The sequence below is a fragment of the Sphingobacterium athyrii genome, assembly GCF_003071065.1.
Taxonomy (GTDB): Bacteria; Bacteroidota; Bacteroidia; order Sphingobacteriales; family Sphingobacteriaceae; genus Sphingobacterium; species Sphingobacterium athyrii.
The window spans coordinates 211,936-237,357 of sequence record NZ_QCXX01000003.1; the positions used below are offsets into that span (position 1 = coordinate 211,936).

21 protein-coding genes and 1 pseudogene are annotated in these 25,422 nt (G+C 39.0%); 13 read left to right on the forward strand and 9 right to left on the reverse strand.

All coding sequences use genetic code 11. From position 1 onward, the window contains the following. Positions 1 to 35 precede the first annotated feature (35 nt). The 5 genes and pseudogenes from DCO56_RS11405 to DCO56_RS11425 all read right to left on the reverse strand — a co-directional run bounded on the left by DCO56_RS11405 (position 36) and on the right by DCO56_RS11425 (position 6,889). On the reverse strand, positions 36 to 1,157 hold the full coding sequence (locus DCO56_RS11405; RefSeq protein ID WP_108633905.1) for an efflux RND transporter periplasmic adaptor subunit: 1,122 nt from the start codon (positions 1,155 to 1,157) through the stop codon (positions 36 to 38). A 1-nt stretch (position 1,158) separates the two neighbouring features. After that, a pseudogene (locus DCO56_RS11410) lies at positions 1,159 to 4,332 on the reverse strand (efflux RND transporter permease subunit). 12 nt (positions 4,333 to 4,344) lie between these two features. Further along, a complete protein-coding gene (locus DCO56_RS11415; RefSeq protein WP_108633906.1) occupies positions 4,345 to 5,727 on the reverse strand; it encodes a TolC family protein in 1,383 nt (460 codons plus the stop codon). A 111-nt stretch (positions 5,728 to 5,838) separates the two neighbouring features. After that, positions 5,839 to 6,213, reverse strand: a complete 375-nt coding sequence (locus DCO56_RS11420; protein WP_146191031.1) for a hypothetical protein — start codon at positions 6,211 to 6,213, stop codon at positions 5,839 to 5,841. A gap of 337 nt (positions 6,214 to 6,550) precedes the next feature. Beyond that, positions 6,551 to 6,889 carry a winged helix-turn-helix transcriptional regulator gene (locus DCO56_RS11425; protein ID WP_108633908.1) on the reverse strand — a complete coding sequence of 113 codons (339 nt, stop codon included), beginning with the start codon at positions 6,887 to 6,889 and terminating at the stop codon, positions 6,551 to 6,553. A gap of 102 nt (positions 6,890 to 6,991) precedes the next feature. Here DCO56_RS11425 and DCO56_RS11430 point away from each other — a divergent pair, with 102 nt between their 5' ends. Continuing rightward, entirely contained in the window at positions 6,992 to 7,738 is a 747-nt protein-coding gene (locus DCO56_RS11430; RefSeq protein ID WP_108633909.1) for an SDR family oxidoreductase, read from the forward strand. A gap of 188 nt (positions 7,739 to 7,926) precedes the next feature. Here the strand turns inward: DCO56_RS11430 and DCO56_RS29270 are convergent, their stop codons facing one another. Continuing rightward, positions 7,927 to 8,067 carry a hypothetical protein gene (locus tag DCO56_RS29270; RefSeq protein WP_181390564.1) on the reverse strand — a complete coding sequence of 47 codons (141 nt, stop codon included), beginning with the start codon at positions 8,065 to 8,067 and terminating at the stop codon, positions 7,927 to 7,929. A gap of 89 nt (positions 8,068 to 8,156) precedes the next feature. Here DCO56_RS29270 and DCO56_RS11435 point away from each other — a divergent pair, with 89 nt between their 5' ends. Beyond that, on the forward strand, positions 8,157 to 8,504 hold the full coding sequence (locus DCO56_RS11435) for a winged helix-turn-helix transcriptional regulator (RefSeq protein WP_108633910.1): 348 nt from the start codon (positions 8,157 to 8,159) through the stop codon (positions 8,502 to 8,504). Between the two features lie 111 nt (positions 8,505 to 8,615). Here the strand turns inward: DCO56_RS11435 and DCO56_RS11440 are convergent, their stop codons facing one another. Beyond that, positions 8,616 to 9,440 carry an AraC family transcriptional regulator gene (locus tag DCO56_RS11440; protein ID WP_108633911.1) on the reverse strand — a complete coding sequence of 275 codons (825 nt, stop codon included), beginning with the start codon at positions 9,438 to 9,440 and terminating at the stop codon, positions 8,616 to 8,618. Between the two features lie 5 nt (positions 9,441 to 9,445). Next, complete coding sequence (locus DCO56_RS11445; protein WP_108634527.1) at positions 9,446 to 10,861, reverse strand: aldehyde dehydrogenase family protein; 1,416 nt, start codon at positions 10,859 to 10,861, stop codon at positions 9,446 to 9,448. A 597-nt stretch (positions 10,862 to 11,458) separates the two neighbouring features. On the opposite strand from DCO56_RS11445, the gene DCO56_RS11455 reads away from it, so the two are divergent. Together DCO56_RS11455 and DCO56_RS11465 are read left to right on the forward strand one after the other, a co-directional pair. Further along, complete coding sequence (locus tag DCO56_RS11455) at positions 11,459 to 11,767, forward strand: hypothetical protein (RefSeq protein WP_108633913.1); 309 nt, start codon at positions 11,459 to 11,461, stop codon at positions 11,765 to 11,767. A gap of 550 nt (positions 11,768 to 12,317) precedes the next feature. Then, a complete protein-coding gene (locus DCO56_RS11465) occupies positions 12,318 to 13,184 on the forward strand; it encodes a hypothetical protein (RefSeq protein WP_146191032.1) in 867 nt (288 codons plus the stop codon). Positions 13,185 to 13,465: 281 nt separating this feature from the next. Here DCO56_RS11465 and DCO56_RS11470 read toward each other — a convergent pair whose 3' ends face one another. Further along, on the reverse strand, positions 13,466 to 14,482 hold the full coding sequence (locus DCO56_RS11470; RefSeq protein ID WP_108633916.1) for a helix-turn-helix domain-containing protein: 1,017 nt from the start codon (positions 14,480 to 14,482) through the stop codon (positions 13,466 to 13,468). Positions 14,483 to 14,657: 175 nt separating this feature from the next. Here DCO56_RS11470 and DCO56_RS11475 point away from each other — a divergent pair, with 175 nt between their 5' ends. From DCO56_RS11475 to DCO56_RS11515, 9 genes are all read left to right on the forward strand, one after another. Next, on the forward strand, positions 14,658 to 17,087 hold the full coding sequence (locus tag DCO56_RS11475) for a TonB-dependent receptor (RefSeq protein ID WP_108633917.1): 2,430 nt from the start codon (positions 14,658 to 14,660) through the stop codon (positions 17,085 to 17,087). Between the two features lie 14 nt (positions 17,088 to 17,101). Further along, on the forward strand, positions 17,102 to 18,361 hold the full coding sequence (locus tag DCO56_RS11480) for a hypothetical protein (protein ID WP_108633918.1): 1,260 nt from the start codon (positions 17,102 to 17,104) through the stop codon (positions 18,359 to 18,361). Between the two features lie 34 nt (positions 18,362 to 18,395). Then, positions 18,396 to 19,583, forward strand: coding sequence for a PepSY-associated TM helix domain-containing protein (locus DCO56_RS11485; protein ID WP_108633919.1), 1,188 nt, complete (start codon positions 18,396 to 18,398; stop codon positions 19,581 to 19,583). Positions 19,584 to 19,589: 6 nt separating this feature from the next. Beyond that, positions 19,590 to 19,898 carry a cupin domain-containing protein gene (locus DCO56_RS11490; RefSeq protein ID WP_108633920.1) on the forward strand — a complete coding sequence of 103 codons (309 nt, stop codon included), beginning with the start codon at positions 19,590 to 19,592 and terminating at the stop codon, positions 19,896 to 19,898. Positions 19,899 to 19,980: 82 nt separating this feature from the next. After that, positions 19,981 to 20,973: an ABC transporter permease gene (locus DCO56_RS11495; RefSeq protein ID WP_108633921.1), complete on the forward strand. Its 993-nt coding sequence runs from the start codon at positions 19,981 to 19,983 to the stop codon at positions 20,971 to 20,973. Next, positions 20,970 to 21,911: an iron chelate uptake ABC transporter family permease subunit gene (locus tag DCO56_RS11500; RefSeq protein WP_108633922.1), complete on the forward strand. Its 942-nt coding sequence runs from the start codon at positions 20,970 to 20,972 to the stop codon at positions 21,909 to 21,911. Before DCO56_RS11495 ends, DCO56_RS11500 begins: the two co-directional genes overlap by 4 nt. 1 nt (position 21,912) lies before the next feature. Continuing rightward, the gene (locus DCO56_RS11505; protein WP_108633923.1) at positions 21,913 to 22,674 is read left to right on the forward strand and encodes an iron ABC transporter ATP-binding protein; all 762 of its coding nucleotides are present in this window, start codon (positions 21,913 to 21,915) and stop codon (positions 22,672 to 22,674) included. 22 nt (positions 22,675 to 22,696) lie between these two features. Continuing rightward, on the forward strand, positions 22,697 to 23,629 hold the full coding sequence (locus DCO56_RS11510) for a siderophore ABC transporter substrate-binding protein (RefSeq protein ID WP_108633924.1): 933 nt from the start codon (positions 22,697 to 22,699) through the stop codon (positions 23,627 to 23,629). A gap of 503 nt (positions 23,630 to 24,132) precedes the next feature. Then, positions 24,133 to 25,149 carry a terpene synthase family protein gene (locus DCO56_RS11515; protein WP_108633925.1) on the forward strand — a complete coding sequence of 339 codons (1,017 nt, stop codon included), beginning with the start codon at positions 24,133 to 24,135 and terminating at the stop codon, positions 25,147 to 25,149. The last annotated feature ends 273 nt before the right edge of the window (positions 25,150 to 25,422 follow it).

Genomic DNA, 25,422 nt, shown 5'->3' on the forward strand with positions numbered 1-25,422 from the left:
TTTATTCATTTTATTTTTTAGCATTTCTATAAAAATTAAATGTTGTTAGCTGTATTTACTTTGCCTTCTTTGGTTTCTTCCGAAGGATTGAGTAAAACCATATCTTCTTGTTTCAGCTGACCGAATACTTCTGTTAAGCTATTTAAACGAATTCCTTCTTTGACAGCGACTTTCTTTATTTTACCCTGGTTTAGTATGAACAAGAATGTTCCAGATTGTGAATTGATAACACTTTTCTCTGGTACCCAAAAGGTAGGGTTTGTCCTTTTCAAGCGAAGTTTTACCTGTGCATAGTCGCCGCCCTGTAATCTATTTTGACTATTGGGTACGTCAAACTCTATTTTAAGCGAACGATCCCGTTGATCCAATAATGATGCAGATCGGGAAAGTTTTGTGCTAAATGTTTCTCCGGGTCTGGAGCTTACAGTAAAAGTCGCAGGCATATCCTGATGTATGGATGCCGCATGTTTTTCAGGGAGTGAGAGTGTTAGCCTAAGACGGTTACTCTGTGCGATCATGAATAGTGGAACATTGGTAGTGCTGCCTACCAATGCACCAACAGAAACGTTTCTGTCCGTAATGACACCATCAAAAGGAGCTCTGATATTTAGGTACTGCCGTAATTGTGATGTGCCAGCAGTGCCAGCTTTCGATGCATTATAAGCGGCTAATGAGCTTTCCATTGCGTTTTTGCTTCTCTCAAGCTCAATGTCGGCAACCGCTCCTTCAGTACGGAAAGCTTCCTTGAGCCGATCAAAAGATTGCTTGGCAAAAAGATAGTCACTGTATAACCTCTGTTCCGAAGAACGATCAGCATTTAAGCGTTGATCCATTTCCGGCGCTTCTAATACCGCGAGTAGCTGTCCTTTCTTTACAAATGAACCTCGGTCTACGAACAATCTTTGCACAAAACCGGTGACTTTGGCATAGAGCGCTACTTGTTCATAAGGACGCAGTTCTGCAGGAACAGAGATCTGATATTCAGGATTATCAATTTTTATCGCAACAGTTTTCGGTAAAGCCTGATCATATTGTATGCTATTTTTAGCATTAGCTGGAGTTTGTTCCCCTTGCCCGCAGTAGGAAAAGAGCACGATTGTTACTAACGATAGTGATAGTTTTATTGTAAGCGAGTTATTTACTTTTTTATTTTTCATTTTAATTAGAGGAGTTTATAGGACTATAATGTTGACTTTCCTCATCATCGGGATCGAGTGATGGACTGTGTATTTTTGTACGCGAAAGAAGTGAGGAGAAAAAATGCGGAATAAGTAGCAAAATGGTTGCCGTAGAGGCTATCAGCCCTCCGATAACGGCTCTCCCGAGGGGTGCAACCTGCTCTGCACCATCTCCAAGACCAATAGCCATTGGTAGCATTCCTGCAAGCATGGCGGCAGCAGTCATCAGGACAGGTCTCAATCTTGAGGAAGCTGCGAGCCTCGCGGCATTTGCCGGCTTGAGGAGGAGCCCTTTACGGTAAAATTCAGCCTGATTTACAAGTAAAACGGCATTGGATACCGATACGCCAATGGACATAATTACCCCCATATACGACTGCAGGTTCAATGTACTATTGGTCATATAAAGAACGATAAGACTTCCGGCGATTACAGCAGGCAATACTGATAAGATAATAAGCGGCACTTTGAACGATTGATAGTAAGCTGAAAGCATCAAAAAAATAACTACGATGGCTACTGCCAGTCCTATTAGAAGACTTCCCCGTGTTTCACTCAGTAGCTGCAGTGTTCCTTCAGTCCATATACTAATCCCACGTGGTGGAGTTCCAGCATCTGTAATGGCTTTGCTGACGGCTTTGGATGCAGTTCCTAGATCTTTACCGTACAAATTAGCTACAACGGTAACATAGCGGTTTGGGCCTTTACGATTGACCTGTGCAGGCACTGTAACTCTTTTTAAGGTTGCAACATCTTCAAGGATCGGTCTTGTATTTCCTTTTTTTAACGGTAAGGATCTTAAAAATTCTTCTGACGATACGACTGCTTCAGGAATTTGCACTTGAGTCTGGAAGACGAGACCAGATTTGGGATCTACCCAAAGATTTTTGTCCGTAAAGCGAGTTGAGGAAGTCGCCACAACAAGACTTCGTGTAATGTCCTGCATAGTTAAACCAAACTGTCCTGCAAGGTCACGATTCACTTCGATTTCCAAAGTTGGGTAAGCTGTTGGTTCGGTAATACGTACATCACGTAGATAGGGGATCTGCTTGAGATTATCTTCAATCTTTGAAGCAAATTGAAAAGCACCTTTAAGCTGTGGAGCGCCTACTTTTACCTCTATTGGTGTCATGGCTCCCTGTCCCATGATTTTCTCAGTCAGCTCCATAGGTTCAAAGTTAAAAGCTACCTCTGGATGTTTTGTCTGGATTCTCTTCCTGATTTTTTCCTTCAACAGTTCGATTGATCCTCCGTATAGTTTCTGATCTATGGAAATCTGTAAAACAGCTTCATGTGAAGAATTGGTAAACAGAAAAATCGGATTGATGGGAGAACCGGCAGGTTGGGGGCCTACAAACGCAGAGGATATGGTAATACCGTTTTCTGGTATTTCTTTACCTATTTCTGCCGTTATCTGTTTGACGATTTTTTCAGTCTTTTCTAAACGGCTACCTTGCGGCGCCTGGATTCGAATCTGGAAATCTCCACTGTTGGAAACAGGCATCACGTCCGTTCCCACCACTTGTAGAAGGATAACAATAATAGCCCCACAAAGGAGCATATACATTGAAAATAGGAAAAGGGAGGGTGGAGCCCATTTGCGCATTCTGTAGGAATAATTGACCCTGAATTTTTCAAAGAAGGCTCTTTTTTTCGGTGTAATGGCCTCTACATTGTGTTTAGTCTTCATCATCCAATTGGCTAAAATAGGCACTAAGGTCTGCGAAGCAATAAATGAAGCAATCATGGCAAAAGCTACCGCCATTGATAATGGCATAAACATGTCTTTGGGTATACCTGTCATGATAAATGCAGGTGTCAGTACGGCAAGGATACACAGTAAGATAAGAAGCTTGGGAATTGATATTTCTAATAAGGCATCCAAGATTGCGCGCGGTTTGTGCTTTCCCATTTCCATGTGTTGATGAATATTCTCTATGGTTATTGTTGCTTCATCAACTAAGATTCCGATGGATAGAGCTAGCCCGCTAAGTGTCATGATGTTAATGGTCTGTCCAAAAAGATACAGTACCATTACGGCAGCGAGAATGGCAATTGGTATAGTCAGCACAACAATGCTTGCTCCACGAGTATCACCTAAAAATAGAAGGATCATCAGTCCTGTAAACACTGCCCCCAATATACCCTCATGGATCAGGTTGGAAAGTGACCGCTTAATGTATTTTGACTGGTCAAATTCATAGTTGATCTTGACATCTTCAGGAAGCAGGTTTTTAAGTTTAGGTAATGATTCTTTCAGGTTTTTAACAGCTTCAAGTGTAGAAGCATCCGCCTTTTTGATAATAGGAAGTTAAACTGACCTTTTTCCATTGACCAGCGCATAGCCTGTTGTTTGATCAGCAGCATCCTCTACTGTCGCAATGTCCCGAATATATAGTGTTCTGCTATCTGTAGAACGGATTGGGGTATTTAGAAATTCTTCCGGCCCCCTGGCGATTGAATTTATCGGAGCCATGAGATTTTCATCGCCGATACGAATATTTCCGGCAGGCGAGGGCAGGCTGTTCTTTGTGATTGCCGCTGTAATGTCCTCTGGACTCAAACCATTTGCCTGCATAAGCTCTGGATTGACATTCACGACAATCGACCTTGCGTTTCCGCCGAACGGCGCTGGCGCAGTGATGCCAGGTATTTCCACAAACACTGGTCTGATTTTGGTGAGGACAAGGGTTTGGATTTCGTTAATTGATCTTTGATCACTCTCAAAGACCAATTGTCCCACGGGTAGGGAACTACCGTCAAACCTGACCACAATTGGCGGTACTGCTCCGGGGGGGAGAAAACCCATTGCTCTGGAAACGGAGGCCGAAACTTCCCCAGCTGCCTGAGACATGTTGGTACCCGGATAGAAAGTCAGTTTCATCATGGTTAACCCTTGAATGCTCTTAAAATCTATATTTTTGACACCACTGACAAACAACAATACCTTTTGAAATTCGTTGGCCATAAACCCGTCCATATAGGACGGCGATAAGCCTCCATAGGGCATGGCGATGTACATTGCCGGAAGTTCAACCTGCGGAAATATATCCACATTTATTTTTTTTATGGTACTATACGAGAAGAAAACAATAGCAAGCACGGCCACCATGACCGAAATCGGCTTTCTCAACGCAAATCTGATGATATTCATTCTTTTAAAGGATTATAAATTATTGAATAGATATTCAAAATCTGTTGTCAATGCAGATTCATAGGCGATCAACAGCCAATACTGTTTAGCAGCTTCAATATGATTGTTTTCGGCGCTTTCAAGTAACTGCCTGATCTGAAGTAATTCACTCAATGCGATTAAACCGCTCCTATATCTGGCAAGATACATTTCATAAGCATCCTCTGCTTGTTCCATGGCTGTGGAAGTCTTTTCAAGCTGTTTGTATTGCTGTGAAATCTTCGTATAAACTGCGCTAAGGTCAGACTGCATGGACAACTCATACTGTTGGTGCTGATAAAGAGTGCTTTGAGCATCTTGCAGATAGGCATGGCTTTTAAGGCTATTGGTTTTGAGATTGGTAACATTCCATACCGCACCGATACCGATGAGATAATTTCCGGTGGTATTAGAAAATCCATCTTTCCAGCGGGCAGATACTTGTCCAGACGGATTGATTCCGCTACCTCGGACAGCATACCCACCTAGTATACGTATGGAAGGGAGCGAAGCCTTTTTCTGTATTTCGCTATTATAGGAATAGTAAGCCGCCTCATTTTTTAGACCTGCTAAGAGCGGATGACTATCAGCAATTGCGTTGGTCGTGTTTCTGCCCAAATTTCTTGGTCGGTTAAAGTGCGAAAGAGATAAGGAATAATCAAGATCTGCATCGCCACTTAACTCCGTCAGCTTGATCAATGATGCATTTTTGAGCCCTACAAAACGTTCGTTATCACCAAGGGACTGGTTATACGATGAAAGTGCCAACAAGCTGTCAGCTGCCGGGCGGATACCAGCTTTGGAAAGACCCGTTGTCAATTGTCGAATTTCATTGAGCCGCCTAACATTTTTACTGTTCCAGTTGAGTTTTGCCTGATCATACAATAAAATAACATAACGTTCAGCGAGTGTTTTTTTTAGTGTCAAAATGTATGCTTCCTGCTCATTGATACGTCTTTCGGTAACTGTTTTTGCAGCTTCATATTCTTTCATCAGTTTTCCAAAAGAAAAAATTTCCCATTCAACTGTCGCTGAGCCAAATGAATTGGCAGCAACGGCAGAACCAGACGTTCCAGTAGTATTTCCTGAAACATTGAAAAATCCAGGTTGTGGAAAAAAGGCACCTGCGGCACCTTCAAATGTTCCGAAAGTATTTTGCGCCTGTGCTTTTATTTGTGGAAGACGGTTTGTTTTTACAGCTTGCGCATTGTACACTGCGGCTTCGATAGCAGAGCTTTTTACTTTAAGCCCTGAATAAGTGCTTTCTACCTTTGGCCAAAGGCTGCCCAAAGTTTGGGGTCTCGGCTGTCCATAACTGGAAAATGCAAGACCAATGGCTGCAACGGTAAATAGCGCAACCAGATGATAATTAATCATGCTAATATAATTGTTGGATTTTGACCGAATGAATCGATCAATCTGAAAAAAATAATAAACGCAATCAGCCCATTGGAAAATCCAATAGGTACTTAAGATTTGTTACGAATTTTAAATGATCAGTTTGCGGTCGCGCAGAAAGATTGGAAGGGGGGCAATAATTTTAATCCTCCTGTACCGAGGACAAATTTCATCTCTTGATCCAAAGGTGCAAAAGATGAATAAGATAAAGGCTGTTAGAATGGCTACAGGAAGCATATTATCGCTGTGTAGACCGGATTTTTCCAAGGTTATAGCATCGGTCAAGATCGAGCTTGAGCAGCTTTCATGATTTGCTCCGATAAAAGAACCTTTTGCACCCGCAACCTGTTCAACTTTTTGAGGAAGGCCCATAAGCGTCTTAATCCCCATTTTGATGGGAAAGGATGACAGAAACAATAGAATAACCGCCCCCAAAGTAAGTAAGTTCCTTACGATGAAATTCATGCTATTTTTTCTTTTTTGATCCATAAGTTACGAACTTATACATCTTCATGGAACAAAACAAACTGACTATTCATTAATTCTGTAACAATACTGCCATTAAAAATGGTGTCGATAGAAGTACAGGTTGAATATGTTTGTCAATATCAATAACAATGCGGTCACCGTTTTTTAATAAACCAATTATCTCCATAATGGTCTGAGTACTCCATTACCCTTAATATATGCTTGGAAAAATTCTAAATTTGAAAAATAAAAAGCACTGCGGCTCAGTTAACCAAAAGTAGGCTCATGATTCAGCTTTTTCCTGCTGCACAATTGTAACACAAATAAAATGATACTAAATCTTATCCTCCACAATCATTCTTCGATGCTCTCTACCCCAGTTAATCATTTCCGAAATAATATTCCCGAAAGTCCTGCAATATTCAGTGGGTTCATATTCAATCAAAACAGGAGTTTCGGGATAAACAGTTCGTTTAACCAACTTATTTAATTCCATATCTTTCAGTTCTTTTGAAAGCATTCTAGTGGTAATTCCGGGGATACTTCTTTCAATTTCGCGAAAACGTCGGTTGCCGTTGCAAAGCGAATTAATGACAGGGATTCTCCACTTACCTCCAATGAAATAAAGGGTGTCCTGCAAGGCTCTAAGTTCTTCTGTCTGATCTCTTTCCATGGTTGTAAAATTAAATGATATAATTGATGATACTGATATACTAGGTTATACTGATAACAAAAGTATATCATTACCATATAACTTTGTAAAAAAATCAAAGAAATGAATAAGTTGAATAACAAATTAGCCATCGTAACAGGTGGAAACAGCGGAATAGGATATGCAACCGCCAAAGAGTTAATCGCAGAAGGAGCAAAAGTAATTATCACCGGCAGGCGAAAAGAAGCCATTGAAAAGGCTGCGCAAGAGTTAGGTGCCATTTCTTTTGTGGCGGATCAGGGGAAATTGGATGACATTGACAATTTCAAAACTGAAGTTGAAAAGCAATTTGGAAAAGTTGACATCTTGTTTATTAATGCAGGAATCACCGGAACTTTAGGTTCGATCGAAAATATGAGCGCCGAAAATTTTGACAATGTAATGAGTATTAATTTCAGAGGAGCTTATTTTACTTTAAGCAAATTTATTCCCCTATTGAACGACGGTGGTTCGGTGGTGTTCCTTTCATCCAACGTTGCAACAACCTTTAAACCAAACAGCTCTATTTACCAAGCAAGCAAAGCTGCATTGAATTCCATTGCAAAAACCGCTGCTGCAGAATTAGCTCCAAGAAAAATCAGGGTAAATTTGGTAAGTCCGGGGCCTACAAAGACGGAAATTATGACCAAAGCGGGATTGGACGAAAAAACATTGGAAAGTCTTGATGAATGGTTAATCAGCGGAATCCCTTTACAAAAAATGGGAACTGTGGAAGATGTTGCCAAAGCTGTTATTTACTTGTCAGATAACAATGTGGCAAGCTTCATGACCGGAACGGAAATCCTTATGGACGGCGGAATGGTTTTATAATTCGAGCTTTATTTTTTGGATGCGATTGCTGGAAGTTTAAAAACTTCTAGCCGTCGTATATTCTTAAAATACTGTATTTACCTATATATACGATAGGATTTTGTGACCATTCTGGAGAAAAGAAGAAAAATATGAAACTGAAAAAGCTCACTAATACTTCCAGCTCATTTCAATATATCTGCTTTTAGTCACTTATATGATTTAATAAAGTCTTTGACTACAGATTGTATATAAAATTCCATTGCTTCCGGTGGCAACTTATGATGCGGATTATCGGATACCAAAATTCTTCCATTAGCCGAAATGTTTGCGATTATTGTTACTTTCATAATGATTTTTTTAAAATTTCTGTTCAACAAAACTATTGGATATTCAATATATATTTACTATTCATTACCTTTAGGAAAGTAACTATCCTATGAGCGGTAAAAAACGTGATATTGATAAAGAAGCCATATTAGCATTAAAAGATGGCATTGAATTGCTCAGTGGTAAATGGAAATTTTGTATCCTGCACAATTTGCAGAAACACGGCACAATGCGGTTTAAAGATCTGCAAGAAATGGCTCAGGGAATATCCCCAAAAGTTCTATCCAAAGAACTTCAGGAATTAGAAGACAATTTGCTGATTAGCAGAACCGTTAATGACACCAAGCCGGTGACCGTCTCTTATGCGCTTACCGCTTATGCTATAGAAACGGAGGAAGTGGTCAATGCTTTAATTAAATTTGGTCTAAAGCATAGAGATAAAATAAAAGCAAAATGAGGTTTCTATTTTAAACCTCCAATTAGCCATGACTTTGCCTAATCCTGAAATAGATCCAGATACCAAGACACATTTGCCTTTATTTGTATGTCCATTTTAATTGATTTTATGCTAGGAATGTTTTTTATTTGGTGCATATCCAAATGCCTTTTTGTAAGCAAAGGAAAAATGGGAGAGATCCTCGAACCCCAGATCCAAGTACACATCGGATGGTTTTTCTTTTCGTTGTTCGATCATGAAACGGGCGGCATCCAGGCGCCTCTGCAATAGCCATCTGCCTGGGCTGGTATGAAACTGCTTCTCAAAATCGCGTTTAAAACCCGAAAGGCTGCGGCCGGTAAGAAAAGCAAAGCGGTCTATAGATACATTATACCTGTAATGGCTGTTCATAAAAGCTTCAATGTCTATCTTACCCGGCTCATTAAAATCAAACAATATATTTTTAAATGCAGGATTATGTTGAATAAGCAGCAAAACAAGTTCTCTGATCTTTAGTGTAACAATGCGTTCATCTGTTTGCTGCTGCAGATAGGGAGCCAAGGAATCTATATAACCTTTCAGCAGCGCACTAGACTGTATCAGCAGTGTTGCATTCGGATTAAATACGCCATCGGCTTTCAATCCGTACTGTTCGCTCATTTCCTTTAAGGTATACTGATCGATATGCACCGCTATGGACCTGAAACGTCCGTCACTGGTACTTTTTACATATTTGGTCAGCTGGTTGCGTCGGAAGAACCGGAAGTCTCCTTCCCGATAAGCATACTTCTGATCGGCAAGCCAGAGATCCTGTTTCCCCTGGAGGATATAACTGAAGACATGATCTGCTAAAAAAGCTTCTCCTTCGATCGTATTGCCAGAATAGGTATTCAACACTATTCTAGGTCCTGTAGCGGCATCTTTTGCTTTTTCGGAGATATCATTTTTGCATTCCATAGTGATTAGCTTATAATTACTTTTGGCTCTAATTGTTCTTCGAGGCCATATATGCCGCCCTCTCTTCCTAAGCCGGATTGTTTAAATCCGCCGAAGGGTGCCAGCGCGTCATGATAGATCGTATTGATTGCAACCCTGCCTGCATTGATCTGTGCAGCTACTTTCTGCGCCCGCTCCATGTCTGAACTACTTACATAGGCATGCAGTCCGTATATGGTATCGTTGGCAATGGCAATGGCATCTTCTTCTGTTTTGTAGGTAATAACAGATAATACCGGTCCGAAAATTTCTTCTTGAGCAATAGTCATCTCATTACTTACACCTGTAAATATAGTGGGTTTGACATAAAATCCCTCCTGTAATCCGTCCGGCTTGCCCAGTCCACCTGCTAAAAGTTCGGCACCCTCTTTCATGCCTAGCCCGATGTAATGTTGTACACGGTCAAATTGTTTCTGACTGGCCATAGGACCTATGACCGTACGTTCATCCGATGGATCACCAACAGTTTGTGTGGTCATCGTTTTAAGCAAGATGTCTTTCACCTCTGGCAGTACAGCTTCCGGCACTAGCAGTCGGGTGCCTGCAATACAGGCCTGACCACTATTCATAAAGGCCGCATTTACAGCCATGGGTATCGCAGTATTGAGATCAGCATCATCGAGAATGATATTGGGTGATTTACCGCTAAGTTCCAGCGTGACGCGCTTCATTGTGTCCGCTGCATTACGTGCAATTATCTTACCTACGACAGTAGAACCGGTAAACAGAATTTTGGACACAGCTGGATGGGTAGACAATACTGTACCCAAAATATCTCCGCGACCATGCACCATATTAATTACGCCGGCAGGAAGGGCTGCACGCTCGAAGCACTCAGCTAGCACTTGGGATTGTATCGCACTCATTTCACTGGGCTTGATCACTACTGTGCAACCAGCTGCGACCGCAGCCGCCAGCTTCACACTTATGGATCCGGAATTGGCATTCCAAGCAGTCATGATTCCAGTTACTCCGATCGGCACCATAGCAATTGTGGACTGACCGATACGGCGATCGAAGGAAAAATCTTTAAGGATGTGTTTAAAATAAAGGAAGGTTTCTGCTGCATACTGATTTGACCACCGTGACCTTTGTACTGTTGCACCGTATTCTATTGTAGTCGCTTCCTGAAGGTCGTCTAGACGCTCCATCAGCGCATCGTGTAATTGCTGCAGATAATCCATACGCTGCTCCCTGCTTGTTTGTGAAAAGGATGGTAAAGCTGCTGAGGCGGCAATTATTGCCGCATTCATATCTTGCTCATTGCCTAATACAACTTTGCCGATAAGGCTTCCATCCGACGGATTTATTATATCCATCTTTTCTGTACCTGTCGAGAGACGAAATTGTCCATTGACATAATGCTGATTGATTATTTTCATTTTATTATTTTTAAAACTTAGCTCAAGAGCATCGTTATTTACTAACACAAAATTACTTCGATGCTTCTTTAGGAGCTTTGTTAAAAAGCCCAGATTTCTTTGTTGAGAAGCCCATCAATCCGCCGGTTAACCATTCATCGAGACCTTCCAATGTTTTTCGTCGAATCCCGCTTTGGTCATAATTTCCGTCTTTGTAAGCACCGTGCTTATTAAATCACTCTGATTTTTTTGCTAATTCAACTACAGCAGTTTTTACAATAGAATTCAATGCTGCTTTGCTTGGTCTAACGATATGTTGAAATCCTTTTTGTAAGGTAAAAACAGTTATAGTTGCATTGGATTCCGGTGAATGTGTTTCTTTCGAGTGCAACTTCATGTAGTCAAAACCATAGTCAATCAGGCCATTAATGGCCCTGTACATAATAGTTATATAATAAAAATGAGATCATTCCATTTCGAAGCGTTGGATTTCAATTGTTTTTGATCAGGTGAAAATATGAATCAAAATAACAATCTCTATTAAATATAGAAGTAATTATCAAAACTCATCTTAGCTATTGTGAGCTTGTGGTAGTGTCACAATAACTTTACCATGGAATGGAACGAATACCTCCGGGAGTTTGCGAGAAATGCCCTTTTTCCTATGGAAATCCTATCGATTTTGGGGAAAAGATTGCTAACGATTCCGAAATGGACGGTTTTTTAGTATTTGCTCCCTCCATTTTCAGAGACAAAAGTAACTATGAAAATATTGATATTGGTGCTGGGTATAATATTTATATTAAAGGTATTTACCCAATTTATGCAGCTGAAATTGATGTTATCTCCAAATTGGGGTTAGAAAAGTTTTGGAAACATCCTGCATTTGACCTTTATAATATTCATAGAGAGCGAATTTCTTTATAAAGTGTATCATTAGATAATGGCAAAAATGGATTCCCATAATATATTCATCTTATAGCTGCACCAGCATCTATTAAAACAATATATCAATTCAGCTTTTAACGAGCTCTAAAAAAAGTGGAATAGTAGTTGTTGGATGAATAACCAACAAAATGAAATCCCAAATCTATCCGTTTTAAAATCACTGGAAGTTTTGATACTGGCAAACTTCAAAATGACTGAAAATATTACTTTTGTAAAAGTCACACCCATGAAGCTTTTAGAGGCCAAACAGTTCTGGTTACGAAGGACTATCCACGGTCGCGAGATTGGATAGTAAAGCTTTAGCAACCTTTATTCACAGATAACCGGAAAATGATAGCGGATAATAAATACAGTTTAACGAATTATAAAACGGTCTTTCATACCAAAAAGACCGGCCGTATATTTATACAGATAGGATGAATCAAATTATAGGCCGTACAAGAAGTGAGCGGTGCTATTGTAATAATGGTTAATTGAACGCTGGTGTAGCTTTAGTGAGTATACATATTGGGGGCATAAAAAATACTATATGAGAAAAAAAATAACGGTCTTTACAACAATGTTCTTACTGTGCACTTTTGCTTTTGGACAAAACACTCCGAACACTAAGCCTCAGATAAAAACAGAAGAAATAACCTACCATGGAATAGATGGACGACCTATTAACAGATTAGACAAGAAAGGTCTGGATGAATATAAAGAATACAATGTAGATGGTACCATTTCGAAAATATATATCGAAGAATTTGATAAAACTAAGGGTAAAACTAGCCGAAATTTGAATGAAACATATGTCTATGAAAAAGGCAAACTCTACAAAATAGAACGAATTGGTTCCGTTACAGGTGATAAATATGAGGAGATTTTGTTTTCTTACAATGAACAAATGCAATTGACCAGGAAAATTGAAAACCAGTATAAAGACAATCGGTTAGATCTGAACCAATTGAGTGCGTATACGGATTATTTTTATAATGGAAATGGCGAAACAGAAAAACGTTATGAATATGACGGAACAAAAAGGGAGTTTTTGTTAGCTTCTATTCTTACTAAAATATTTGATTCCAATAAAAATATGATTCAAGAAAAGACTGAAAATTTCGATGGCAATATATCAGGGATAGTTAATATAAAGTATGATAATTTAAATAAGCCCATAGCGTTGGAATCCTCTTATTTTAAAGAAACAACAAGTTATAAATACAATTCACACGGTGATTTAGAAGAAGAAAAAACCAAATCCGAAAAAAGTCCCACAATTGAAATATCACACTATTCATATGTATACGATGATTACGGGAATTGGATTGAACAAAAACAAATAATTGAAAGAAATCCTATAGACGAATTTGAAGGAGGACTTTTAATAAAAAGAAAAATCGAATATTATGAATAAAATTGTCGAAAATTGATTAAAATCTTCGTGATTAGTAGTTGGACACATGAAACCCAATTATTGATTGTCCCTTATATTTATTTTGCTGATATTTTAGTTTCTAGGTTTATTGCTATGTAATTCGCTGATAGACAATTGTTAAAAATTATGAAAAAGATCAAAAAAACACCGTGATAGGAACGTAGATCCACCTGTTATGTTATCATTCCTGCTAATTCTGATTTTGCTGATACAATTACTTCTTTAGATTCAAGAATAAAAAAACATTAAATTATCTCCAATCATTCAATCTTATTTTTCAAAAACCGCCCTGGAGAAACACCAAACTCTTTTTTGAAAGCGGCAGAAAAATGATTACTGCGCAGGTAGCCCACGCGCCGTGCTATTTCTGAGATGTTCCAGTGGTTAGCATAAGATTCGGTGAGTAAATGATAGGCCAATTGCATTCTTTTTTGAACGATAAAGTCATGTATAGTATGTCCGAAAAGCTCTTTGAATCCTGCCTGAAGTTTTGTCCGGTTCATCATGGATAAATAAGACAGTTCTTCGATTGTATAATTTTTTGCTAGATTGGATATGAGCATTTCTTTTATAAAATGTAAGTTTTCGATATTTAACTTGGACAGTTTATTGAGCTGATTTATGTTTGCTATAGCATGCACGCCATGGAGCTGATGCGCCAGCAGCTCCATGAGTTTTGCTTCTAAATATAGGCGTTTGATATGGCCAGTGTACGGACATTCGTAGAGCTCACTGATTGTTTTAGAGATCTGTGGCGTAATGATATGAGCTTTACCTCCCAGTAGACTGGGTCTGTGCGCCGCAATGTCATCGACAAAATTCATGGTTAACGAAGAGGCATCGCCAATATGTTCCCTTATCCAACTTTCTGAAAATTCTATTTCGACAGTTGTGGCATTTTTACAGGGTGGATCGATCAGTTTCCCGTCTAAATAGGGGACGTAAAATGTGTTAAACTCGCCCTTTGATGTAAGCACTGCAAACTTTTTATTTTTATGATAATAGTAGGCAGATCCTCCCGAAATTTCAAAATGCATTTGTATATAGGGAGCATCAGATCGTACCCAGATTACCCTTTCTTCTGCCGATGACCGCTTGTAGAAGTTGATATAAACCCCGTCCAGATGTATGCGCTTTCGCTCTTCATAGAGTTCTTTACCGTTTTTGAAATCCAGGGTTTCTATGATATTCTGTTCCTGTGGTATCAGGTAACCCTCAGGTTCCTTTAGTGAAGATATAAGCTGTTTTCTATCGCTATTCAAAAATTCAATATTCATTTGGTCACTTTTTTCTTGCTAATAGGCACGGTCGCAATTCATTCTTTCACCCGGTAGATAGATACGCCTCATTGATCCGGTAATACTGCAAAATCTGTACTTATTACTGCAATTTTCGTAGACAAATATAGATACTTTTGTTTCTAATTTAAACTAATTCTAAATAATAGTTTCAATGAAAAACAATTACCACAAGTACACTATTGTATTTTTTTTGCTTTTTGCCGTTTTGCAGCTGGTTACGGGCCAGACGAAAGTTGAATATTTAAAGGGAACAGTCCATTCTGAAAATGGAACCCCCATTGCAGCGGCGACAGTAGAAGTGGTGAAAATGAACATTCGGGTGATGACGGATGAAAAAGGAAACTTTTCAATTCAGTTGCCTGTAAAAATGGAATACAGTATCCGCGTGAGTTACTTAGGGGAACAGTCACAGATCAAAACGGTGTATGTATTAAAAGATAATGCGAATCGAGTTGATTTTGTGCTCACAAAGGATTCGCGACTGTTGTCTGAAGTGAAGATAGTCGGTCAAAATGATAATCAAAAGGCACGGAATGAGATCGTGAAAGCTGAAATTGTGGATACGAAAGCTGCTCAAGCTCAAGCAGTGACCCTGGTCGAGCTGATGAACAGATCGGCCGGGGTACGTGTACGCCAATCTGGTGGATTGGGAAGTAGTACGAATGTGATGCTCAATGGTTTTCAAGGCAAATCAATTAAAATGTTGAAAGATGGTGTTCCTACTGATTATCTGGGAGCGGGCTATAATATTTCGGCAACACCGGTCAATGTATTGGAAAGAGTGGAGGTCTATAAAGGTGTACTGCCGACAGAAATTGGTGCAGATGCATTAGGTGGTGCCATCAATATGGTATCCAAAACAGAATCCAACCGCTATGTCGCGGTCTCTTACGAAATAGCATCCTTTAATACGCACCGTGCTTCCTTAAATTTGAAACATAAGAAAGAAGGAAGCAACTTATTCTGGGGATTGGATGCATTCTATAACTATTCAGACAATAATTATAAGGTTACAGCTAATATTCCAGATCCTGAAAAATCAACGGTAATCCCAGGCGTAGTCAAACTTTTTCATAATCAATATAGACATGCTTATGTTGAATTGTATGCCGGACTGACTGGTCTGTCATGGGTCGATGAACTGCGGGTAGGGCTCACAGCATTCACGATCCATCGGGATAACCAGTTTGCAGGACTGATGGAAAAACCTTTTGGTGCTTCTGTCGCTATGGAATATACACCAGTAATTCCTACCATACGCTATAAAAAGCAATTTTTAGACCATAAACTTTCTCTAGATCAGTTTTTGGCATATAGCAAGATCAAAGGAAGTCAAACGGATACATTAAGCGGTTTTTACGATTGGTATGGCACCTATCACGCACCTGTTGACGTGAACAGACGTGGCGAATCTGGAAATCCGACGCTATTGACATTTACCACTTCAAATTTTACTTCAAGAACGGGATTGTCTTATCTGCTTTCAGATAAACAGTCTATTGCACTTAATTTCGTTATTAACGATTATAGCCGTACGGGTAAAGATCCTTATGGACCGACTTCTATCGGGGAGCATCCGGTCGATCTGCAAAGCTTGCCAGCTGATTATATGAAGGTAGTGACCAGTCTAGGTTGGAAAGGGCAATTTGCATCAGGTAAAATTGAAAATCTTTTCCAACTTAAATATTACAGCGCAAAAACAAGCGGACAGGAAGTAAATGTCAATACCGGTTATTTAAATCAACAGACTTCAAAAGCCAATACGTCAAAATTCGGTATTTCAGAAGCGTTGAAATACATGTTGTCAAAGCGTACCTATATCCGATTGTCCGGTGAGTTGGCCACCCGCTTACCTGAGCAATCAGAAATCTTGGGCAATGGGTCCTATGTGCTGTCAAACTTTAATATTAAACCTGAAAAGAGCAGCAATGCCAATTTGGGATTACGTACCACTCCTTATGACAAATTAGATATTGAGATCAACAGTTTCTACCGTATTACCAAAGATCTGATCCTTTCAACTCCTGTCAATTTGATTTACGCACAGAGTGTGAATGTCGAATCGGTTAAAGGGATCGGTTTTGAAGCTGATATTAGGTATAGACCTTGGCCATGGCTGGTCTTGAACGGCAATAGCACGTATCAGGATTTTCGTCTTTACCATATCAAAGATCCGCTAATGTCTTATTTGGAAGGCGCACGACTGCGCAATACGCCTTATTTCTTCTCTAACATCGGAGCTTCTCTACAATTTGATGACGTGCTTTCTAAGACTGATAAGATACGGGCGTATTACAACATGAGCTACGTACACCAATACTTTTTAAACTATATCCCCAAGAATACTGAACCTGATGGCTTCTTGGGGCTCTGGGGCAAAGCAAAGGTAGATGCGCCCAATATAATTCCCTCACAGACGGTTCATTCGATCGGATTGTTGTGGCAGCCGAAGTCTACACTTCCCGTTACCGTCAATATCGAATGTAAAAACCTATTTGATGCGGCGGTATACGACAATTTTAAAATACAGAATGCCGGTCGAAGTTTTCACTTGAAATTAAATTACACAGTCAAATATTAATAAATAACATCAAAATGAAAAAGCAAATTTTAAATGTCATGACCATATTGTTAATGACATCTACTGCATTTGTTTCATGCAGTAAGGATGATAAACAAAATGATCATGGAGAGACTCCAGCAAACGGTAAATACATTTTGCTAACTGCAGAGTGGGGTGTGGCAGATGGTGCAGGATACTATGCTGCATATGATAAATTGCCAACGGGATCTGTGGACAATATCGGCGGACTTTCTCTTCAAGCTCGGAACTACGGTGGTTTTAGGACTTACAAGAACTGGATTTTTAACCGCCAGACGCTATCGGGTGAAACTGGCGTGGTGCAATATAGTTTGTCTGCCAATGGAAAATTTGCTCAAAGCGGTTTTATCAAATGTGGTACTTCTGCTCAGCATCTTGTCGTCAATGAGAAAACAGGCTTCTATTATGATGCTGACCGGGGGAAAACCAAAATTCAGAAATTCAATCCAACCACGATGGAACGGACCGGTGAAATTGACCTCTCTTCTGTTATTGAAAAAGGGGCGGGGATAAGTACCAATGTGACAACTGGAGAACAGACGATCATTTCAAAAGAAGGAAAGCTTTATGTGAATATCACTTATGCGAGCGAAAAAGTTAATGGCAGTGCTGATAATTTGCGAAATTACCGCTTAGCAGTGATTGATATTTTAACGGAAAAAATTGAAAAAGTCATTGTTCATCCTAAAGCTAAAAACCATGGACGTGCAAACTCCGAATTTCCGGCTTGGATACATGGCTCGGACGGTGCTCTGTACCTCTTGACCACAGGTTGGGATACCAATGAAGATCGGGTGATGACTCCTCAAAATTCTTTTATTTTTAGAATTAAAGCTGGAGAGACAGATTTTGATAAAAATTGGGAACTGTCTGCTACGGATCTAGGTCTACCTGTTGGTGCTCTTTTATGGAGTTTCCGTGAACTGAACGGAAAATTATATGTCGATGCCTCACAGGACAAAATTATCTTGCCTGCTTTAACGAATCTGAACACCAATATCTACAAGTTTTTTGAAGTTGATATAAAAACTAAAAATGTCAACCCTATTACAAACGTGCCTCTGACTGTATTTGGTCTATCTACGGGTAATGTGGAAGTAGTCGACAACCAAGTTTTCTTACGCGTTGTGGATAGAGCAAAAGGTTTAAATGGTTACTATAAAGTCAATCTTGCAACACATGTTGGCGAGCCAGCTTTCAACATTACCAGAGGTGGAGAAGCAAGTGGGTTTATCAAGTTGACAGGTGAGTAACTTATTTTTCTATAGTTAAGAAGTGAATAATCTAATGAAAGATAAGGGCAAAACTCAGCCGGCTTGGAGGCGCATAAGTAATTGGTTGCATTTATGTTTAGGCCTCAGCTCGGGTATTATTGTTTTTGTGGTCTGCTTGACGGGAACGCTATTTGTATTTCATGAAGAAATCAATGATTATAATAATAGGGAGGTTCGTTTTGTTCAAGTACCGGTATCGGGATCAAAAATCGCGATCGATACGATCTTACAAAATCTTAAGAGAACATATCCTGATATCGTGGCCTCACAGTATACAGAGTATAGCGATAAGAATAAGGCTGTGGTTTTTAGAGCTATGAATATAGGCGTTCCTGCTTATAAAAGCCTTTGTTCTGTATATGCTGATCCTTATACGGGTGCGATTCTAAAAGTTGATCATACTTATGCTTTCTTTAGATTATTGATAGGTATACATATCAATTTGCTTCTCGGTAATGTCGGGTCGCATATCGTCCAGATAGCTACCGTTATCTTTTTGTTTGAATTAATATCCGGATTGATCTGGTGGTGGCCTAAACGGTGGAATAAGTCGACGCTGACTAAAAGTTTTAAGATCAAACGGAATGCGAACTGGAAACGAATAAACTTGGATCTGCATAATGTATTAGGCTTTTATGTCATTCCTTTTGCTTTGGTTTTGACGGTTACAGCGTTAGTGATCAGTTATGCTCCTGTAAAAGAAGCGGTATTTAAGATCGCTGGCGGATCGGGAAAAGAGAAGCCTATTTATAGGCTTAAGCACCCTGTTGATAGTACTAAAAATCAATTGCCTATGGAAGATCTTATTGCTCCATGGCGACCGGAATTACAGCATTTAGAGCAGCTGACTTCGACCTTACCTTCGTCACGTACAGGAGCTATCTTAGTCCGTCTAGAGAAAACGGCGACTTTACTCACTTTTGAAGGCTACCAGCAATTTGTGAACTCGTATTCAGGAGAAAAAATACCGATTTCTGATGCAGTGAGCAAGGATGATCACCTGCTCAATACCACCATTTCTTTGCATATAGGCGCTTGGTGGGGTATCATAGGAAAAATACTCACCTTCATCGTTTGCCTGATTTGTACGAGTTTACCCATTACTGGATTTATCATCTGGTACAATAAAAAGTTCAAGAAAAAGAAGTTTAAAAGACTAGAATACACAGCGGAAGCCCTTGAGGCAAAAAATAAAAATTAATCATTTATGGAAATCAGAAAGGTCAATCTACTGTCTGAGGTAGATCAGTTAAAGGAGTTTTGGAAGTTGAAAAAAGTGGCCGATGTCAATGACCATGTGGTCAATATCATCAAAATAAAAGGCGAGTTTGAAATGCATACTCACGAGCTAGGCGATAAACTGTTTTATGTATTGAAGGGTACTTTATTTATTAAATTTATCGATGGTTATGTGTCTGAAGTAAACACTGGTGAATTTGTTGTCATCCCCAAAGGATCGCAACATAAACCCTATGCGTCGGAAGAAACAACTATTTTATTTTTTGAATCGAAGTAGAATCTAGCACCACTATAAGTAAAAAATGAAATGCCTCCTATTGCGACAACGATAGCAGGCGTTTCTAATCATGTAGATAATAATGATCCAAATTTCAAAAAAATGTCCTTTTTACCCCTATAAGCGCGTACTCGCCTTATCATTATTGGTATTTTGTCTACTTGTGGCCTCGTCTATCTCTTTAACGATCGGTGTAGAGTCTATAGCGTTAGAAAAAATATTTTACAGTGATTCCAAAGAAAACGAGCTATTTTTCATCAGTCGGATTCCAAGAACAGTAACCTTGGTATTAACAGGAGCCGGACTTTCCATTTCCGGAGTCATATTGCAGCGTCTTACGCAGAATAAATTTATCTCGCCAACAACCTCAGGTACATTGGACGCTGCCAAACTGGGCATTCTATGTGGACTTTTATTTCTTCCAGAAGCAGCCTTACCGACCAAACTGATTTGCGCTGTTCTTTTTTGTTTTGTATTATCGGGAATTTTTACGTTTTCAATCAGTCACATTGTCAAAAGAAATACGATCCTTATTCCTGTTTTTGGAGTCATGTTTGGCTATACATTAAATGCTTTGACAAATCTTATCGGTGTACAGTTTAATATTATACAAAACATGGAAGGATGGATGGTGGGCAATTTTTCCAAGAGTCTAAAGGGGCAATATGAAATTATTTATATCCTTATTCCACTCTTTACATGTTGTTATCTCTATGCCTATAAGTTTACCATTGTGGGCTTGGGACGTGATTTTACCAAGAATGTGGGAGTGAATTATCGGCTTATCGTAAATATAGGTCTCATGCTGACCGCAGTCATGGTAAGCACCACGATATTGGCGGTAGGATCTATTCCTTTTATTGATTTGGTGATCCCTAATGTCGTTTCCATGATACATGGAGACAATATTCGTCGCAATCTTCCCTTTACGGCTTGTTATGGCGCGATCACGCTGGTGGTCTGCGATCTGATTGGCAGGTTGATCATATTTCCGTATGAGATACCTAGTAGTATGATTGTGGGTTCATTGGGCGCCTTTGTTTTTTTGATCATGTTAATTAAAAAAGGCCGATGAAAAATCCGTTAGTTTTCCTGTTTCCAACAGTTGTCTTGCTGCTGCTGCTGTTTGTTTTCTTTGATGTACCGTTGACTAATATGTTTATTTTGACAAGCAGGCTGCAGCGGGTGTTGGCATTGGTGCTCATAAGTGCTGCGATCGCCTACGCTACACTGGTATTTCAAACAATAGCGAACAATAAAATACTCACGCCATCTTTAATGGGCTATGAGCATCTCTTTGTTTTATTGCAGCTCGCACTTTTAATCTTATTTGGTGGTAATAGCCAATTTTTCCAATCAAAAGTACTGAGTTTCTTATTATCAACAGCAGTAATGATTCTGTACTCTTTTGTGCTCTACTTCGGATTGTTCAGAAGCAGAAAAAAGCAGATTTACTATATCTTGTTAATCGGTCTGGTACTTGGCGTTTTTTTTAATACCAGTACGCAATTTTTACAAATGACGATCGACCCCAATAATTTTGCTTACGTACAAAACGCGATGTTCTCGTCTATAGGACGGATCTCTTTGGAAACCCTTATGCTCGCTTCGTTTCTGATGGTATTGGTCTTTATCTACCTAGCCCGCTATCGGAATGTTTTAGATATTTTGAGTTTAGGGAGGTCATATGCGTTAGGTCTAGGTGTCGAATATGATAAAGTAGTACAAAAACAATTGCTCGGAATATCGATTCTTGTTTCTATTTCCACAGCACTGATAGGCCCGATAACATTTGTTGGAATATTTGTCTCGGGTATCACTTATCAGATATCCAAGACGGAAAAACATCGGATCAATCTTATCATAGCTTTTGCTGTCTGCATGATCTTGATGATCAGTGCCCAGTTTTTAATTGAGCATGCCTTAAATTATAAACATAACCTGAGTGTTCTTATCAATTTGCTCGGTGGTTTGTACTTTTTAATACTAATCCTAAAACTGCTTCGAAAATAAGATGATTGAAATAAATGCACTAAACAAAACATATGGTCAGCGCACGATTCTTAAAGATATTAATCTGAAGATACCCAAGGGCAAATTGATTTCATTGATAGGTCCGAATGGAGCCGGAAAGTCAACCCTGCTCGCTATTATAGCTCGTTTGGAAAAAGCTAATCGAGGGACTGTCACGATTGACGGTAAGGAAATCATGCGGTATACATTAACAGATTTCTCCACTAAATTGGGGTTCCTAAAGCAGCACAATAATTTTGAACTGAAACTCCGTGTAACAGAGCTGATCGCTTTCGGTCGGTTTCCGCATAGTCATGGCCGACTTCAGGATACAGATTTCGAAATCATTGACCAAACGATTGAACAGATGAATCTTTCATCTATCAGAAATGCTTTTATTGATGAAATAAGTGGGGGAGAACGACAACGTGTTTTCTTGGCGATGGTCATGGTACAGGACACAGATTATATCCTGTTGGATGAACCACTTAATAATTTGGATATGAGGCATGCTGTTGAAATCATGCAAGTAGCCAGGCGCTTGGTAAATGAATATAATAAGACGGTGATTATGGTGGTGCACGATATTAATTTTGCAGCCAATTATGCAGATGTTATTATCGGGATGAAGGGTGGAGAGATCTCTTTTATGGATACAGCTCATATCATGATGCGGGAAGATATATTACAGACTCTATTTGACATTGAATTTAAAGTGATGAGAGACGACACTCATATCATCTGCAATTACTATAACCTATAAGCAACAATAAATATTGAAGACCATGAATAGAAAAAATATAACAACATTATGTACTGCAGTGCTTCTTGCGCTGAGTGGTTGCAATAATCCTTCGGAGGAACAAAAAAATATAACTGCTCTGGTTACGATGATGCATGAGCTTGGTCAAACAGAAGTTCCTTCAAGGCCTAAGAAGGTGTTTGTTTATGACATGGGGACATTGGAGAGCCTTCAGGAATTGGGAATTCCGATCGCTGGTATTCCCAAGGATTTTGTGCCCCCACATCTCCTTAAATATAAGGATGACCTGGAGGTAGCAGATGTGGGTTCTATACTGCAGCCCGATCTCGAAAAGGTAAGTTCTTTGAATCCAGATCTTATTATTATATCTGCTCTACATGCAAATGATTATAAACAGTTATCGTCCATTGCGCCAACTGTTTCTCTGGGAGTCGATAACAATAATTATAAACAGTCTGTTTTCAATAATCTGAATCAGATTGGTGAAATTTTTGATATAAAGGAGAAAACTGATCAGAAGATTAGTACGCTGGAAAAAGAGATTGAAAATGCAACAAAAATAATTACAGCTCAACAGAAGAAAATCATGATTCTGCTTTATAATGCCGGCACTTATAGTGCTTTTGGTTCGAAATCGAGATATGGATTTGTTTTTACAGAACTGAAAAGTGAACCTGCAGATGAGAATAAAGAAACAGATATCCATGGAACTGTGGTTTCAAGTGAGTATATCAGTAAGGTAAATCCAGATGTCTTATATATAATCGATAGAAATGCCATTATGCCAAATTATAAGTTTAATAAAAATGAAATAGAAAATGTACTTGTAAAGCAGACAAATGCGTACAAAAATAGGGATATCTATTATTTGGATCCCAATATTTGGTATTTGTCCGGAGGGGGTATTTTTTCGATGAAACATATGATCGACGATATTTTACAAGGTTATAAGTAGTGTACTAGAAAATCGCACCCTCGCTGGTACAGCTAAGTGCGGATTTTATGCTGTGTCGAATGTGTGGGATAATAGTTGTTATTGAGCCCCCATCAGTCTGGCACTAAAGTATTTTTCAGAAATCTGAAAATTTCTTCCACGTAAATATAAAAATATATAAACATTGGAAAAGATAGTTTTGACGACATCATTCGTCGGTCCTTAGAAATCAGGAAAAAATACCAAGAGCTGGATTTAATAAATCAATCTCCTTCAGCGCTTCCTCATGAGATAGTAACTTGGCTTTTTTTGGATTAGTTTTGTCCGTCTCCTTTCTGTCGAGCTGAAAGAAGGGGAGAAATGCGATGAAAACGGTGTCATAATAATTTGAACGTAAATTTTATTTAGGGCGATACTATCACAAAATTATAAAAATAATTTTGTGAGGATTTTTTTAATTAATAATTTGAATAATATGAAATTATTTTTATATTAAACCAACCAAAAAAACATATAAAATTATTATGAAAACATCTTTAACAGACGAAGAGTTTTATGCGGGCTTATTGCAATTGCCTAAACCTACATATCCTTTTACTAATTTTATTCATCCGGATTTCGAAAAGCTACGTCAGGAATATTATAATTGGATTGATACAGAATATATCATTCATAGCAAAGAAGCCCGTGAAAAACATAAAAAGCATCATTTATGTGATATTGCTGCACGTGGCTGTCCTTTTCTACACGCTATTGATGAATTGTTGCCTCTTGCGAATTATACGGCAAATGGGGCAATGATGGATGACTATTTTGATAAATGTTCCCATGAAAAAATGCATAGTGTAATGAATAGCGCTTATGCATTATTAACAGGGGATGATCCAAATGAGCCAAAAGAAAATGGAATATTACATTTATTTTGGGTGCTCAGACAAGATGCTCTTAAGGTTGAATTTCCGAAACATTTATACAAAAGGTTTATAAGTTCAGTTAGGGATACTATTAAAGGTTTTGCGGAAGAAAAAATATATTACAGAACCAACTCAATTCCTCCGCTTGCAGTTTACCTGCTCAACAGAGAGGGCACAAGCGGAGTTTTACCATACTGTGATTATGCGGCAATGCAAAAAGATTATCGTCAGCTTCCTGATGAAATCTTTGATCATCTTTATATTAAACGTTATCGAACACTTTGCTGTTTAATAATCGCCATTCATAATGATATTATTTCCTTGCCGAAAGAGCTTCACAGGGAAGGTGATACTTTAAATCTAGTCAAAGTATTAAAACAGGAATACGGAATATCAATTCATGAGGCTTACATGAAAGCTCTTGAACTTCATAATGATTATTTAAACGAATTTTTATTATTACAGAATCATTTGCCTCCATTTGACGGTTGGGACAATATGGTATTAGCATACATTCAGGATCTTGGCGTAATGATATCGGGGATTTATGCCTGGCACACGCATGATACTTCCCGTTACGTTAACGGTGGTTATGTGGAAGGTGAATATACAAATGGTGGCGGATGATCTTCACAATCCTCCAGGAACAGATTACTGCCATGATTTTGGCTTTATTAGCCAATTACAATGAATTGGTTCTAGTATTTTTTATCAAATAACGTTTTTATGAACATACCTCTCAGACGGCAGGAGTGGACGGCAATATAATTTTGATTCCACTTCCATTGCGCTTCTCGACCGCATTTTCAGGAATAGGAGTTTATTATCCTGATAAAAGGGAAACGCAACGAATAGATATTGTCCCCGATAAGATGATATATCCCACAATCGATGGAACCT

Coding starts and splice junctions, on each gene's coding strand:
- DCO56_RS11405 (WP_108633905.1), bottom strand. CDS start 1,157: ATGAAAAATAAAAAAGTAAATAACTCGCTTACAATAAAACTATCACTA.
- DCO56_RS11415 (WP_108633906.1), bottom strand. CDS start 5,727: ATGATTAATTATCATCTGGTTGCGCTATTTACCGTTGCAGCCATTGGT.
- DCO56_RS11420 (WP_146191031.1), bottom strand. CDS start 6,213: ATGAATTTCATCGTAAGGAACTTACTTACTTTGGGGGCGGTTATTCTA.
- DCO56_RS11425 (WP_108633908.1), bottom strand. CDS start 6,889: ATGGAAAGAGATCAGACAGAAGAACTTAGAGCCTTGCAGGACACCCTT.
- DCO56_RS11430 (WP_108633909.1), top strand. CDS start 6,992: ATGAATAAGTTGAATAACAAATTAGCCATCGTAACAGGTGGAAACAGC.
- DCO56_RS29270 (WP_181390564.1), bottom strand. CDS start 8,067: ATGAAAGTAACAATAATCGCAAACATTTCGGCTAATGGAAGAATTTTG.
- DCO56_RS11435 (WP_108633910.1), top strand. CDS start 8,157: ATGAGCGGTAAAAAACGTGATATTGATAAAGAAGCCATATTAGCATTA.
- DCO56_RS11440 (WP_108633911.1), bottom strand. CDS start 9,440: ATGGAATGCAAAAATGATATCTCCGAAAAAGCAAAAGATGCCGCTACA.
- DCO56_RS11445 (WP_108634527.1), bottom strand. CDS start 10,861: ATGAAAATAATCAATCAGCATTATGTCAATGGACAATTTCGTCTCTCG.
- DCO56_RS11455 (WP_108633913.1), top strand. CDS start 11,459: ATGGAACGAATACCTCCGGGAGTTTGCGAGAAATGCCCTTTTTCCTAT.
- DCO56_RS11465 (WP_146191032.1), top strand. CDS start 12,318: ATGAGAAAAAAAATAACGGTCTTTACAACAATGTTCTTACTGTGCACT.
- DCO56_RS11470 (WP_108633916.1), bottom strand. CDS start 14,482: ATGAATATTGAATTTTTGAATAGCGATAGAAAACAGCTTATATCTTCA.
- DCO56_RS11475 (WP_108633917.1), top strand. CDS start 14,658: ATGAAAAACAATTACCACAAGTACACTATTGTATTTTTTTTGCTTTTT.
- DCO56_RS11480 (WP_108633918.1), top strand. CDS start 17,102: ATGAAAAAGCAAATTTTAAATGTCATGACCATATTGTTAATGACATCT.
- DCO56_RS11485 (WP_108633919.1), top strand. CDS start 18,396: ATGAAAGATAAGGGCAAAACTCAGCCGGCTTGGAGGCGCATAAGTAAT.
- DCO56_RS11490 (WP_108633920.1), top strand. CDS start 19,590: ATGGAAATCAGAAAGGTCAATCTACTGTCTGAGGTAGATCAGTTAAAG.
- DCO56_RS11495 (WP_108633921.1), top strand. CDS start 19,981: ATGATCCAAATTTCAAAAAAATGTCCTTTTTACCCCTATAAGCGCGTA.
- DCO56_RS11500 (WP_108633922.1), top strand. CDS start 20,970: ATGAAAAATCCGTTAGTTTTCCTGTTTCCAACAGTTGTCTTGCTGCTG.
- DCO56_RS11505 (WP_108633923.1), top strand. CDS start 21,913: ATGATTGAAATAAATGCACTAAACAAAACATATGGTCAGCGCACGATT.
- DCO56_RS11510 (WP_108633924.1), top strand. CDS start 22,697: ATGAATAGAAAAAATATAACAACATTATGTACTGCAGTGCTTCTTGCG.
- DCO56_RS11515 (WP_108633925.1), top strand. CDS start 24,133: ATGAAAACATCTTTAACAGACGAAGAGTTTTATGCGGGCTTATTGCAA.